Below are 13,896 nucleotides of genomic sequence, written 5' to 3'. Positions count from 1 at the left end.
TATTCTTACAGCAGCATTCACCTTGGGGTGTTAGCTCAGTTGGTTAGAGCGCCGGCCTGTCACGTCGGAGGTCGCGAGTTCAAGTCTCGTACATCCCGCCATTCAAAATCGAAAGCCGCCTCCGGGTGGCTTTTTCTATGACTATATTATTAGTGTTGTGGGACTATCTGGATCTCAGCAAAGCAAATGACATTTGCTGAATTTGTTGAGCGCTCAAACCAATCGTATTTTTGTTTAAATTGCTCGGGTTCATTCCACAAATTTCTTTAAGCCAGATTTCATGAAATTCTTTAGTTGAATGATATAGGCTAGTTCGGTATTGAACAGTAGAGACTCTGTCCCAATTACGGTGAGTTTGATCAATCCTGTCGAAATAAGCATAGGACACAAACCAAGAAGCGCCGATAGAGGCTAGTTTTTCTCCGCCGTCAAATGAATAACTGTGGCGTGCCATCGAAATCCTTTCTGAATGATTTAGTAGCGAACTTATATTCAAATGATAGCAAGTGAGCGGTAGCAAGTGAATGATAGCTAACCTTTAATGGGACAAAGGGACTGTCCCTTTGTCCCATTCTGAGCACACTTGCTTGAAATGTGTTGAGTTTTTCACCGTTACGGGCATTGTGTTGCAAACTCCTTTAGCAGTGATATGTTTTAGCAGCTAAATATTTAGGAACTAAAACATGTTGTGAAAGGAGTTGCGCATGGACGATTCCATACAGGAATTGCGTCAAGAATTGTTCTCGGCGGTTGTCCGCATGCGCCGGGCAAGCACGCATCCGCCGGTGCCGGTGGGCGTTACGCCCGCCGAAGGCCAAGCGATGATCGCGATAGCGCGTTTGGAACAGCAGGGCGCAAGCGTTCGCTCCGGCGAAGTGGCCAAATGCAGCCACTCAACGCCAAGCGCCATGTCGCAGGTGCTGAAATCCCTTGAGGAAAAGGGCTTTATCACGCGTCAGCGCAGCGCCGGGGATTGCCGTGGCGTGACCGTCCATTTGACTGAGCGGGGCTGGGAGCTTGAAACGCGGCATCGTCGCATGCACGATCGCCGCCTTGACGAGGCGCTGGCGTATTTGGGCCAAGATGACGCCCGGGAGTTCGTGCGCATAGTGAAGCGGCTGTCCGAATTCAACGCCACGCACCCGTGGACCGTTGCTGAAGAGGATATCGCTTCGGGCTTCTATAACGAAGCATCCGTGGACGGCCCCGAGGTGCAGCCAGGCCGAACCGTTGAACAGGGTGATGTCCCGTGCGCATAATCAAGAACTTGCTTGAGCACAAGGTTGCCGTGCTGCTGATTGTGGCGCTGTTGTGCGTGCAGGCCGCGTGCGACCTGGCGCTGCCGAACTACACGTCCGATATCGTCGACGTGGGCATCCAACAGCAAGGCGTCGAGGACGTGGCCGCAACGCAGCTATCCGAGCGCACGCACGACCTGGTGGCCATGATGCTGCCCGAATCCGACGAGCAAACCTTCGCCGACGCCTACGCGCAAAACGCCGACGGCACGTACGACCTCACCGATGCCGGCCGCGAAAACCGCGCGGAGCTCAACGGCTCCATGGCGCTGCCGCTGACGGTGGTGCACTACGCCGACCAGATTCCCGATCTTGATCTTGACCAGGCGAAAGCTGCCTACGACGCCGGCATGGTCAGCAAGGACGACATCCTGTCCATGCTCGACCAAGCGCGCGGATCCATGGGAGACATGGCCGACACGCTTATCGCGCAGCAGGGCATCGCCGCCGCGCGCGCCGAGTACGAGCAGCTCGGCTTCAACATGGACGACATGCAGATGAGCTACCTGCTGTCTACGGGCGCGAAGATGCTGGCGCTGGCGGCGCTGGGCATGCTGGTGGCCGTCATCGTGGGCTTTTTGGCGTCGCGCACGGCCGCGAAAGTCGGCCGCAGCCTGCGCGAGCGCTTGTTCAACAAGGTGGTCAGCTTCTCCGACGCCGAGGTGCAGTCGTTCAGCGCCGCGTCGCTTATCACACGCGGCACCAACGACGTGCAGCTGGTGCAGATGGCCATCGTCATGCTGCTGCGCATGGTGCTGTACGCGCCCATCCTGGCCATCGGCGGCATCATCATGATCGCGCGCACCGACCTGTCCATGGGCTGGATCATCATCGCGGCCGTGGTTGCCATCGGCGTGGTCATCGTCTTCTTGATGAAGGTTGCCATGCCGAAGTTCAAGATCATGCAGAAGCTCATCGACCGCGTGAACCTGGTGTCGCGCGAGATCCTCACGGGCCTGCCCGTCATCCGCGCGTTCGGCCGCGAGCAGCACGAGGAGACGCGCTTCGACGAAGCGAACACGCGCCTGATGAAGACGCAGCTGTTCACGAACCGCGTCATGACGTTCATGATGCCGCTCATGATGCTCATCATGAATCTGGTGTCGGTGGGCATCATCTGGTTCGGCGGCCACGCCATCGACGCGGGCTCGCTGCAAACGGGCGACCTCATCGCGTTCATCACGTACTCCATGGTCATCATCATGGGCTTCCTCATGATCGGCATGATCTCCATCATGTTGCCGCGCGCCAACGTGGCGGCCGAGCGCATCGACGAGGTGCTCACCTGCGAACCCTCCATCGCCGACCCGGCGCCTGAGCAGGCCAAAGACGCCCAGCTTGCCGCCGCGGCCGCACCGGGCGCGCAAATCGCGTTCAACGACGTGAGCTTCCGCTATTCCGATTCCGCCGAATGCGTGCTTGAGCACGTCAGCTTCACGGCCGAAGCGGGCAAGACCACGGCCATCATCGGATCGACGGGCAGCGGCAAGTCCACGGTGCTCAAGTTGGCCGAGCGCTTCTACGACGTTACGTCGGGCAGCGTCACCATCGACGGCGTCGACGTGCGCGAAGTCAGCCAGCATGCGCTGCGCGCCCAGCTTGGCTACGTGCCGCAGAAGGCGTTCCTGTTCAGCGGCACCATCGCCAGCAACATCGGTTACGGCGCGCAAGACGCCGGCGAAGAGCGCATCCGCATGGCGGCCGACGTGGCGCAGGCGTCCGAGTTCATCGGCGAACGCGAAGAGGGCCTGTCCGCGCCCATCGCGCAAGGCGGCACGAACGTCTCCGGCGGCCAGCGGCAGCGCCTGGCCATCGCCCGTGCCCTTGCCACCGATGCGCGCGCGTACCTGTTCGACGACAGCTTCAGCGCGCTTGACTACAAAACCGATGCCGCGCTGCGCCACCAGCTGGCCAGCCGCCTGGCGGGCAAGACCGTCGTCATCGTGGCTCAGCGCATCTCCACGGTGCTTACCGCCGACCGCATCGTCGTGCTTGACGAAGGCCGCGTGGCTGGCTGCGGCACGCACGTCGAGCTCATGCAAACGTGCGAGGAATATCGCGAGATCGCCATGTCGCAGCTATCGGAAGCGGAACTGAAAGGGGGTGATGCGAAATGAGCGGGAAAAGCGAGGATTTGAAGAAGGTGACGCAGCGCCGCCCGCACGGCCCGGGCGCGCGCATGATGCCGGGCGAGAAGGCCGCTGACTTCAAGGGGTCCATCGGCAAGCTGCTGCGCTTCATGGGCCAGTTCAAAGCGCCGCTCATCTGCGCCATCGTGTTCGCCATCGGCTCGGCCGCGTTCAACATCGTGGGCCCGAAGGTGCTTTCGCAGGCCACCACCGAGCTGTTCGAGGGCATCGTGGCGAAAGTGGGCGGCACGGGCGGCATCGACTTCGACGCCATCGCCGGCATCATCGCGGCAACGCTGACGCTGTACGTCGTCAGCGCCGCGTGCAGCTTCGTGCAAGGCTGGATGATGACAAGCGTGTCGCAGCGCACGTGCTACGGCTTGCGCCGCGCCATCGCCGAGAAGATCGACCGCATGCCCGTGGGGTATTTCGAGCGCACGTCCACCGGCGACACGCTGTCGCGCATCACCAACGACGTGGACACGCTTGGCCAAAGCCTCAACCAAGGCGTCACGCAGCTGATCACGTCCGTGACCACCCTCATCGGCGTAGTGGTGATGATGCTGTCCATCAACCCGCTGCTCACGGGCATCACCGTGCTTATCCTGCCGGTGTCGCTCGTGCTCATCGCCGCGGTGGTGAAGTCGTCGCAGAAGCACTTCCGCGCCCAGCAGGCCAGCCTTGGCGCCATCAACGGCCAGGTGGAAGAGACGTTTTCCGGCCACGCCATCGTGCGCGCGTTCAACCAGGAAGGCGCCGTGGCCGAAACGTTCGGGCAGACGAACGGCAAGCTGTACGAAAGCGCGTGGAAGTCGCAGTTCCTTTCGGGCCTCATGATGCCCGTCATGAGCTTCGTGGGCAACTTGGGCTACGTGGCCGTTGCGCTGGTGGGCAGCGTGCTTGCCGTGCAGGGCACCATAACCGTCGGCGACATCCAGGCGTTCATCCAGTACGTGAAGAACTTCACGCAGCCCATCACGCAGCTGTCGCAGGTGGGCAACGTGCTGCAGCAGATGGCCGCCGCGGCCGAGCGCATCTTCGCCTTCCTCGGCGAGCCCGAGCTTGAGTCCGAGCAGCCGAAGGCGAAGGCTGCCGACGTGCCCTGCGACGTGGAGTTCGACCACGTGCACTTCGGCTACGACCCCGCCAAGCCCATCATCAAGGACTTCTCGGCGAAGGTTGCCGAAGGCCAGACCGTGGCGCTGGTGGGCCCGACGGGCGCCGGCAAAACCACCATGGTGAAGCTTCTCATGCGCTTCTACGATGTTGACGCGGGCGCCATCCGCATCGGCGGCACCGACGTGCGCGATTTTTCCCGCACCGACGTGCGCGACCAGTTCGGCATGGTGCTGCAGGACACGTGGCTGTTCAACGGCACCGTGCGCGACAACATCGCCTACGGCAAGCTCGACGCCACCGATAAGGAGGTGGAAGCCGCTGCCCGCGCCGCGTACGTGCACCACTTCATCACCACGCTTCCGCAGGGCTATAACACGGTGATCAACGAGGATGCCACCAACATCAGCGCAGGTCAGCGACAGCTTCTGACCATCGCGCGCGCCATATTGGCCAACAGGCGCATGCTGATTTTGGACGAGGCGACCTCAAGCGTGGACACGCGCACCGAGGAGCGCATCCAAAAGGCCATGGACAACCTTATGGCCGGCCGCACGTCGTTCGTGATTGCCCACCGGCTGTCCACCATCAAAAACGCCGACCTTATCCTGGTGTTGCAGCACGGTGACATTGTGGAGCAAGGCACACATGAAGAGTTGCTTTCGCTTGGCGGTGCGTACGCGGAACTGTATAATTCTCAGTTCGAAGACGACGTCGAAGACGAGGAGCGCGAATAGGTCGCACGCCCGTTTCGGCATGAAGCGAAAGCGCGTGCAACCTATGACCGCACAAAACGATACGCAGCAAACGGTAAGCCGCACGGGGGAAGGTCCGGTGCGGCTTGCCGCGTTTGATTTCGATGGAACGGCGCTTGACGGCAACTCGCCGGTCATTCTGGTGAAGTTTCTGGCACGCCGGCGCATGCTCAACCCGTCGGTGGTGCTGCGCATCGGACTTTGGGCCGCGGCGTACAAGCTGCGCCTGCCGCAGAACGAGGCGTGGGTGCGCGGGCTGGTGTTCCGCGCGTTTGCGGGCAAACCGGTGGAGCAGGTCGACCAGTTCCTGTACGACTTCTACGACGAATGCGTGGGGCCGCGCGTGCGTGCGGTGGCGCGGCAGGCCATGGAACAGTGGCATGAGCAGGGCGTGAAGGTGGTGTGCGTGTCGGCCACGTTCGAGCCCATTGTGGTGCGCGCCATGCGCGATTTGCCGTTCGACTACCAGATTTCCACGCGCATGAAGGTCAATCCCGACGGCACGTATGGTTGCGAAGTGGAAGGCTCGCCGGTGGAGGGCGACCAGAAGATGATCGAGCTGCGTCGTTTCGCGAACGCGAAGTGGGGCGTGGGCGGCTGGGAGCTTGAGGCGGCCTACGGCGACCACCATTCCGATCGCGCCATGCTTGCCGCTGCGAAGCAGGCGTTCGCCGTGTGCCCCGACCGCCCGCTGTCGCGCACCGCGCGCGAACGCGGCTACCAAGTGCTTGAGTGGTAGCGCGCCCATTCCCTCTTGCAGATAGTTGATTTCGGAAACGGCTTGGAAACGCCGCAGGTCGCGTGCGCTCTAGGGTTTGCGGGATTGTTTCAATTTCGTGCGCGCTTATGCACAGGCGCGCGCATCCGCTAAAATGTTACCGACTTATAGCTAATTACTTGAAGGGGGTTGGGTCGATGCTGGAGAGCAATATGAACAATATGCCCAGCCAAAACGATGATCGGGACAGCTCGGTTGGCGAATACCTGTCGCGTGCCGCGGCCGCGGTGGCGCAGGGCAACCAGATGCTGGCCTTGCATTTGTACCTGGCGGCGTTCGAGCGCGGCCAGGTGGCGGACGATTCCGTGCCCACGGAGGCCGCCATCGACGGGCTGAAGCGTGCGTGGCGCTTGGCGTGCAGCCTGAAAGAGCGCAGTATCGCCGAGTACGTGTTCGAGCGCATGGAGCCGTACCTGTCGTCGGACGAGGTGGCCGCCTGCGCTGAGCAGCTGCAGGAGCTGGCGCTTTCGAAGCTTGAAGAATTCGGGCTGTCGCGCGATGAACTTGAGGACATGACGGACATGATCTCGCAGGACATCATCGGCGGCGATGCGCACCTGCTGCGCGTCGAGCACCTTACGGACATGCCCGCGCCGCGCCGCGAAGACGCCCTGACGTCGCAGGTGCCTGAAGCGCCCACCGGCCAAGCGCCCGAAGATGCGCCGCAGCCGCCGGCGCCCGTTGCGGCAGGTGGCGCGCCTGCGCCGGCGCGCAAGCCTGCGGCAGGTCCGGCGGCCCCCGGCACGCCGCCCGCGCAGCAAAAGCAGGTGCTGTCGTCCATGGAGCACGTCACGTACAAGGAATTGGTCGGCTTCGACCAGGCCGTGGCCGACATGTCGGCCTTCGGCATCGGCATGCAGAAAGACCCGGCGTTCCAAGAGCTGGTCAAGCAGCTCAACGTGCGTCACGGGCTTGACCGCATGCCCGCGTGCGACGCGCTGCTCATGCGTAGCCCCGCGCGCGAGGATGCGAACCGCTTCATGACGGCCACCGTCGGCGAGCTCGACCTTCCCGTGCTGCGCATGCGCATGGAAGAGAACATGCAGGGCATGCCGGTGCTGTGCGTCATGGCGCAGGCCGACCGCCAGCCGAAGCTCAACAAGGCGCACAACGATTTCGAGGAACCGGGCGTGCTGGTCATCGAGGACATCGACCTGTGGTCGGCCCCGGTGTTCGACGCCCCTGAAGACCTTGGCGGGCTGATCATGTCCACGCTGTCGCGCGGCGCGCGCGAGGCGGTGAACCTTATCCGCAATTCGGCCGACAACCCCGACGTGTTCGTGCTGTGCACGGCCGCGGCCGGAAACGACATCGACCCGTTCTTCTTCGACTTGCTCGGACCGCTTTCCGCCATCGAAATCGACAACCCCAACGACAAGGAGCGCGCTGACATCTGGATGGACATCGCGCGCGAGCATCCTTCCATTCGCGGTGTCGATCGCGACGTGCTGGTGAAATACTCGAAGGGCATGCCGCGCTACGACATGTACATGGCCGCGCGCGAAGCCATCGAAGAAGCGTACAAAGACAGCCTCATGCAGCGCCGCTACGTTCCGGTGACCACGGACAACCTGTTCGACAAGCTGGCTGCCTACCAGCCGCTTGAGTCGGCGGAGTACAAAGCGCTTGAGCAAGCGGTGATCGATGACTTTAGGAGGGAGCTCGATCACTTAGACGACCTGTTGAAGGGGGAGGGTCAGTAATGGACATCACGCGGCGGTGCGACTACGCGTTGCGCATTTTGGAGGCGGCTTACCTGCGAGGCGACCAGTACGTGTCGGTCTCCGACATTTCCGAGCAGGAGGACATCCCGTATGCGTTTGCGCGCAGTATTCAGCACGACCTGGTGAAAGGCGGGCTTATCAAAACGGTGCGCGGCGCGCGCGGCGGCCTGGCGCTTGATTGCGACCCGGCGCAGATCACGCTGCTTGAGGTGCTTGAGGCCGTGCAGGGCCCGGTGAGCGTGTCTTTGTGCGCGGTGGATTCCGAGTATTGCAAGCGTCGCGGCGGGTGCTCGTACAACAAGCTGTGGATGGGCGCCGACAGCCTGCTCAACGCGTATTTCGACTCCATCACGCTCAAGGATTTGATGGAGCAGGGCGCGCGCCATCCCGCCATCAAGCAGGCCATTGCGGCAGCGCCGCCGCGGGCGCGCATGGCGTGCCCGGTGGATGCATGCGGTGGATGCGGCGCAGCCGGCAAGGCGGGCGCGAAGGCTTCGGCGAAACAGAAGCCGGCTGCCGGTGCTTCTGCTGCGGCGGCATCTGCGGACGCGGAGTAGCGCGTGGCCCGCAAAGATATCGAGCAATTGGCAGCGTCCGCGGTGTGGCCCGCGGGCGCTGCTTTGTCGCAGCAGGAGTTTTGCGCGCACGTGCGCTCCGAGGGCACGCGCCTGTACCGCGATTTGCCCTGGCGGGGAATCGACGATGCCTACGGGGTGCTGGTCAGCGAAGTGATGCTGCAGCAAACCCAGGTCAAGCGCGTGTTGGGGCGCTGGGAACACTTCATGGGCATGTTCCCCACGCCCGATGCGCTGGCTGCGGCGGCGCCGGCCGACGTGCTGGCCGAGTGGCAGGGGCTTGGCTACAACCGCCGCGCCTTGGCGCTGAAGCGCGCGGCCGAGGAGTGCTCGCAGCACCACGCCGGCGCGCTGCCAGTGGGTGTTGACGCGCTGCAGCAGCTTCCCGGCATCGGGCCGGCAACGGCGGCGGGCGTCACGGCGTTCGCGCGCAACCAGCGCGCCGTGTACATCGAGACGAACGTGCGCACGGTGTTTTTGCACCTGCTGTTTCCCGATGAAGAGGCCGTGCCCGACAAGCAGCTTGAGCCGCTGGTGGCGGCGTGCTGCCCGCCGGCGGGGCAGGTTCGCGCGTGGTATTATGCGCTGCTTGACGTGGGAGCGCACCTGAAGTCCCAGGTCACGAACCCGTCAAGGCGCAGCGCGCACTATACGCGCCAGTCGGCGTTCGAAGGGTCGCGCCGCCAGAAGCGCGCCGAGCTGGTGCGCATCGTGCTGGCATGCCCGGGCATTGCGCTTGGCCAGGCGGCGAAGCGCCTTGACGCCGAAGAGCGCGCCGCCGGGCGCGACGCGGTGGACCCGCAGCTGTTCGCATCCATCGTGGCGGATTTGACGCGCGAAGGCTTCTTCCGCGAAGAAGCCGGAAAGCTGTTCGCGTGATGGTGCTTACGGGGGTAGGCGCGTGCGGGTTGGATGAAAGGCGAGAGGACTATCGTGAGTTTCGTTGAGTTGTTTTTGATCGGCGTGGGGCTGTCTATGGACGCGTTCGTCGTTTCCATCTGCAAGGGTTTGGGCATGAGTCGGCTGAACATGCGCCAGGCGGCGGTCATCTCGCTGTTTTTCGGCGGGTTTCAGGCGCTTATGCCGCTTATCGGCTGGGCGCTGGGAAGCCAGCTGACCGATTTCATCACGCCGATCGACCATTGGATTGCGTTTGGCCTGTTGGTGTTCGTGGGCGGCAAGATGCTGTGGGACACCTTCCACGAAGACGACGAGGACGAAGGCGTCCAAACCGACGAGAAGCTTGACCTCAAAGAGCTGCTGATGCTGGCCATCGCCACGTCTATCGACGCGCTTGCCGTGGGCATCACCTTCGCGTTTCTGCAGGTGGCAATCGTGCCGTCCATCACCATCATCGGCTTGACCACGTTCGTCATCAGCTTCGCCGGCGTTGCCGTGGGGCACTTCTTCGGCGCCCGTTTCGAAAAGCCCGCCACCATCGTCGGCGGCGTGGTGCTGATTTTGATCGGCGTGAAGATTCTGCTGGAGCATTTGGGAGTTATTGCGTTTTAGGAAATTGGTGACACGCCTGCGGCGCTATCTAATAAGGCCCGAGCTTTCGCTCGGGCCTACGTTTTGGGACGTGACGGGAAATCCTTCCCTTACTCCACGGGGTAGCTTCCCAGGACCTTCACCTCGCGCAGTTTGAGGCGCAGGCAGTTCAGGGCCGTCTGCACTTCCAAGTCGGACGTGGAGCCTTCGATGTCCACGAAGAACATGTAATCGCCCAGCGCCTGCTTCGTGGGGCGGCTTTGGATCTTCACCAGGTTGATGCCCGCGTAGGCGAACTCGGACAGGATCATCAGCAGCGCGCCGGGGCGGTCGGCCTGTAGGAACAGCGCCAACGACGTCTTGAACTTCGTTCCGGTCAGCACGGGCACGTGCCCCTGGCGGCCGATAAGCGCGAACGACGTCTGGTTGCCGAAGTGGTCCTCGATGCACGCCTCTTCCACGCGCGCGCCGTACAGCTCGGCCGCGAACGCGTTGCCGATGCCCGCCACCGACTTGTCGGCCGCCGCGCGCCGCGCGCTGTCGGCGGTGGACGCCACGGTCATGGTGGGGATGCCGTGCAGCTTGTCGTTGAGGTAGCGGCGGCACTGCCCTAAGCCCTGCGGGTGGCTGACAACGGTTTTCACATCGTCGCGCGTGGCGTCGGGGTGCATGATCAAGCAGTGGTGGATGTCAAGCACGTGCTCGCCCAAGATGGTGGCGCTGGAGCGGAACGCGAAGTTGTCAAGCGTGGCGGTCACCGGGCCCTCAAGCGCGTTTTCCGTGGCAACAACGCCGTACTCGGTTCTGCCGCGGTCCACGCAATCGAATACCTCGGAAAGCGACGGGCACTCGACAAGCTCGGGGTTCTCGATGCCAAGCCGATGCGCGAACGCGCGCGCCGCTTCGTCATGATACGTGCCGGCTGGGCCCAGATAGGCGAACGAGGGAGCGGTAGCTTCACTCATGCGAACGGTCTCCTTTATGCAAAAATGTTAATTATTGTCGCGAAGATATGATAACGGTTCTGCATCAAAAATGCCGTGATAAGATACGGCGCTGGAGTGGAGACGGTTGACGATGGAGGTCTGCGACTTCATCGTCAATCGGCGTACAGCATGTTCTGCGTGCTGGGTCCACAAGCGTGCGAAAAGGGTGTTCGAGCCTCTTGGCGTTCCCTATGGGAATGATCGGGAAGTTCAGGGCCTTGCCTATATATGAAGGCAAGTGTCCTATCCGTTGACCGCGTGGCGCAATGTTTTATCGGGTAAACAGCGCCATTTACAGGGCGAACGGCATCGCTTGCGTGCGCTTCTGTCGCACATCTTCACTCCTCGTGCAAAACTTGGTCTAACGGAAAAGACCAGACGAGAGACACCTAAAAGGAGGTGTGCGTATGGAAGGAGAGGCCACAATGTCCGCTTTTGCGAACATGCTTGAGGCCAGGGGGGTCACTCGCCGCGACTTCATGAAGTTGTGCGGCACCGTGGCCGCTGCAGCCGGGCTGTCGCAGCTGACGGTCCCGCAGGTAGCCCAGGCGCTCGAGACGTCCGTCATCGGCGCCACGAAGGGCAACCTCTATCCGGTTATCTGGATCGAGGGCGCGTCCTGCACCGGTTGCACCGAGTCGTTCGCCCAGGCTCAGACGCCCAACGCCGCGGAAGTGGTGCTGGACATGATCTCGCTCAACTACTCCGAGACGCTGTCCGCTGCTGCGGGCTACTCGATGGAGGAAGCCAAGGAGCAGACCATCGAAGCCGGCGATTACATCCTCATCTACGAAGGCGCCATTCAGGAAGGCTGGGGCGGCAACGCCCTGCGCGTGGCGGGCAAGCCCGGCACGGAGCACCTGATCGAGGGCGCGAAGAACGCCAACGCCGTCGTGGCGCTGGGTTCGTGCGCCGTCAACGGCGGCTGGATGGGTGCTAAGCCCAACGTCACGAACGCCATGGGCGTCGAGCAGTACCTCAAGAAGGCCGGCATCAACGTGCCCGTCGTCAACATCCCCGGCTGCCCGGCCAACCCCGAGTGGCTCACCAGCGTGCTGGTGGACGTCGTGCTCATGAAGCTCAAGCCCGCTGACCTTGACCTCAACTCCGAGGGCAAGCCCGCCGGCATCTTCAACCAAACCATTCACGATAACTGCGAGCGTCGCGGCCACTTCGAGAACGGCGAATTCGTCTACGAGTTCGGTTCCGAAGAGGAGAAGAAGGGCTACTGCCTGTACCCGCTGGGTTGCCGCGGTCCTCAGACGAAGTCCAACTGCGGCGTGGTCATGTGGAACGACCGCCGCAGCTGGTGCGTGCAGGCCGGCGCCCCGTGCATCGGCTGCTGCGAGGCCAACCCGAACGACCCGGGCCAGAACTGGGTTGAGGTGAACACCCCGTTCATCAAGCGTCACCGTTCGCTGCACATCGGCGACTGGGACGTGCAGCCCACCACCATCGCCGTGGGCATCACGGGCCTTCTGGCCGCTGCGCTGGTTGTGCATGGCTTCGGCATGAAGGCCACCGGCCGTATGGACGGCGGCGCGGACTTCGAGCCCAAGCGCTCCTGGGATGCTAAGCACCCCGACAAGTCTGTCGGTACGTACGAGATCTCCGAGGCCGAGCGCGAGAAGCTGTACAAGGAGAACACGGGCCACGACGACCCGAATGCACCCAAGGGAGGGAGGTAAGCCATGACGCGTTCCGTAATCGATCCCGTAACCCGTATCGAGGGCCATCTGCGCGTAGAGATGGAAGTTGAGAACGGCAAGGTTTCCGACGCTTGGGTTTCCGGTGGCTGCTTCCGCGGCATCGAGCTGGTCGTCGAGAACCGCACGCCCGAAGACGCTGCCCAGATCGTGCAGCGCATCTGCGGCGTGTGCCCGGTGTCCCATGCCCATGCCAGCTCCATTGCTGCTGAGAAGGCCTATGGCATCACCATCTCCAACAACGCCCGCATCATCCGCAACATCCTTGAAGGCGCTCAGTTCCTGCACAGCCACATCCTGTGGTTCTACAACCTGGCCGGCCTTGACTACGTCAACCCGCTGAACGCCCTGAAGGCCAACCCCGCCGACGCCATGGACCTGGCGCGCGCGGCCGGCACTTCCACGAACAGCGATTTCACCGCCCTGAAGGAGCATCTGTCCCAGTTCGCCGAGAACGGCCAGCTGTCCATCTTCAGCGGCAACTGGTTCGACGCTGAAGACGGCACCGGCTTCAAGCTGCCGCCCGAGCTCGACCTTATCTGCACGGCGCACTACCTGGAGGCCCTGGGCATGCAGGCCAAGGCTTCCCAGATTTCCGCGCTGCTTGGCGGCAAGATGCCCCACGTCATGACGCTGCGTCCCGGCGGCACCGCGTTCGTGCCCACCGACCAGAAGCTTGACGACCTCAAGGCGCTGGTCGACGAGCTGTACACGTGGATCGAAGCTACCATGATCCCCGACGTGCTGGCCATCGCGCCGTACTACACCGACGCCCTGCAGTGGGGCAAGGGCCCGGGCCGCTACATCGCCTGGGGCGTGTTCGAGCGCGAAGACTTCAAGATGGCGAACCGCTACCTGCCCTCCGGCGTGCTTGACGAGAACCTCAACCTCACCGACCCGGACGAGAAGGCCATCGCCGAATGGGTCGGCCGTTCTTGGTACAAGGGTTCGGAAACCTACCAGGCGCCGAACTTCACCACCGAGCCGGAGTACACCGACTACGACGTGAACGACCGCTACACGTGGGTGAAGTGCCCGTCGTACAACGGCAACTCCATGGAGGCCACCAGCCTTTCCCGTATCCTGGCTGCTTACAAGCGCAACGTCCCGTTCGTGAAGGAGCACGTCGACGCGTTCCTGGAGGCCCTGGGCCATCCGGGCGACCTGTCCATCGCGCAGTCCACGCTCGGCCGTACCGCTATCCGCCAGATCGAGACGCTCTACATCGCCACGTGCATGAAGGAGTGGGTCGATGAGCTGATCGAGGCCGTGAAGTCCGGTGACTCCGAGTACTTCCGCGCTCCTTCCACCACCACGGGCGACGGCACGGGCTTCTGG

At 62.7% G+C, this 13,896-nt stretch carries 12 protein-coding genes and 1 tRNA gene; 11 read left to right on the top strand and 2 right to left on the bottom strand.

The window, feature by feature from the left end:
* Window positions 1-24: 24 nt before the first annotated feature.
* A tRNA-Asp gene (locus ACWI6D_RS08440) sits at window positions 25-101 on the top strand.
* A gap of 62 nt (window positions 102-163) precedes the next feature.
* Here the strand turns inward: ACWI6D_RS08440 and ACWI6D_RS08435 are convergent.
* Window positions 164-454 carry a hypothetical protein gene (locus ACWI6D_RS08435; protein ID WP_449134352.1) on the bottom strand — a complete coding sequence of 97 codons (291 nt, stop codon included), beginning with the start codon at window positions 452-454 and terminating at the stop codon, window positions 164-166.
* Window positions 455-704: 250 nt separating this feature from the next.
* Here ACWI6D_RS08435 and ACWI6D_RS08430 point away from each other — a divergent pair, with 250 nt between their 5' ends.
* From ACWI6D_RS08430 to ACWI6D_RS08395, 8 genes are all read left to right on the top strand, one after another.
* The gene (locus ACWI6D_RS08430; protein WP_449134351.1) at window positions 705-1,259 is read left to right on the top strand and encodes a MarR family winged helix-turn-helix transcriptional regulator; all 555 of its coding nucleotides are present in this window, start codon (window positions 705-707) and stop codon (window positions 1,257-1,259) included.
* The gene (locus ACWI6D_RS08425; protein ID WP_449134350.1) at window positions 1,250-3,415 is read left to right on the top strand and encodes an ABC transporter ATP-binding protein; all 2,166 of its coding nucleotides are present in this window, start codon (window positions 1,250-1,252) and stop codon (window positions 3,413-3,415) included. The genes ACWI6D_RS08430 and ACWI6D_RS08425 overlap by 10 nt, the downstream gene beginning before the upstream one ends.
* Window positions 3,412-5,280 (top strand): ABC transporter ATP-binding protein, encoded by a 1,869-nt coding sequence (locus ACWI6D_RS08420; RefSeq protein WP_449134349.1) that lies wholly within the window; start codon window positions 3,412-3,414, stop codon window positions 5,278-5,280. The genes ACWI6D_RS08425 and ACWI6D_RS08420 overlap by 4 nt, the downstream gene beginning before the upstream one ends.
* Before the next feature lie 43 nt (window positions 5,281-5,323).
* The gene (locus ACWI6D_RS08415) at window positions 5,324-6,037 is read left to right on the top strand and encodes an HAD family hydrolase (protein ID WP_449134348.1); all 714 of its coding nucleotides are present in this window, start codon (window positions 5,324-5,326) and stop codon (window positions 6,035-6,037) included.
* Between the two features lie 176 nt (window positions 6,038-6,213).
* Window positions 6,214-7,779 (top strand): hypothetical protein, encoded by a 1,566-nt coding sequence (locus tag ACWI6D_RS08410; protein WP_449134347.1) that lies wholly within the window; start codon window positions 6,214-6,216, stop codon window positions 7,777-7,779.
* A complete protein-coding gene (locus ACWI6D_RS08405) occupies window positions 7,779-8,357 on the top strand; it encodes an RrF2 family transcriptional regulator (RefSeq protein WP_417751083.1) in 579 nt (192 codons plus the stop codon). The genes ACWI6D_RS08410 and ACWI6D_RS08405 overlap by 1 nt, the downstream gene beginning before the upstream one ends.
* Window positions 8,358-8,360: 3 nt before the next feature.
* Window positions 8,361-9,254 carry an adenine glycosylase gene (locus ACWI6D_RS08400; RefSeq protein ID WP_449134346.1) on the top strand — a complete coding sequence of 298 codons (894 nt, stop codon included), beginning with the start codon at window positions 8,361-8,363 and terminating at the stop codon, window positions 9,252-9,254.
* A 54-nt stretch (window positions 9,255-9,308) separates the two neighbouring features.
* The gene (locus ACWI6D_RS08395; protein ID WP_449134345.1) at window positions 9,309-9,887 is read left to right on the top strand and encodes a manganese efflux pump MntP; all 579 of its coding nucleotides are present in this window, start codon (window positions 9,309-9,311) and stop codon (window positions 9,885-9,887) included.
* An 89-nt stretch (window positions 9,888-9,976) separates the two neighbouring features.
* Here ACWI6D_RS08395 and pheA read toward each other — a convergent pair whose 3' ends face one another.
* Complete coding sequence (gene pheA, locus ACWI6D_RS08390; protein ID WP_288285386.1) at window positions 9,977-10,831, bottom strand: prephenate dehydratase; 855 nt, start codon at window positions 10,829-10,831, stop codon at window positions 9,977-9,979.
* 446 nt (window positions 10,832-11,277) lie between these two features.
* Here pheA and ACWI6D_RS08385 point away from each other — a divergent pair, with 446 nt between their 5' ends.
* Window positions 11,278-12,540 (top strand): hydrogenase small subunit, encoded by a 1,263-nt coding sequence (locus tag ACWI6D_RS08385; RefSeq protein WP_236648275.1) that lies wholly within the window; start codon window positions 11,278-11,280, stop codon window positions 12,538-12,540.
* A gap of 3 nt (window positions 12,541-12,543) precedes the next feature.
* Window positions 12,544-13,896 (top strand): nickel-dependent hydrogenase large subunit (locus tag ACWI6D_RS08380; RefSeq protein ID WP_449134344.1); only part of this gene is annotated, 1,353 nt, incomplete at its 3' end.

The organism is Senegalimassilia sp. (assembly GCF_977052095.1).
The sequence above is the reverse complement of the archived record's forward strand: the minus strand, read 5'-3'. Positions and strand labels throughout refer to the sequence as shown.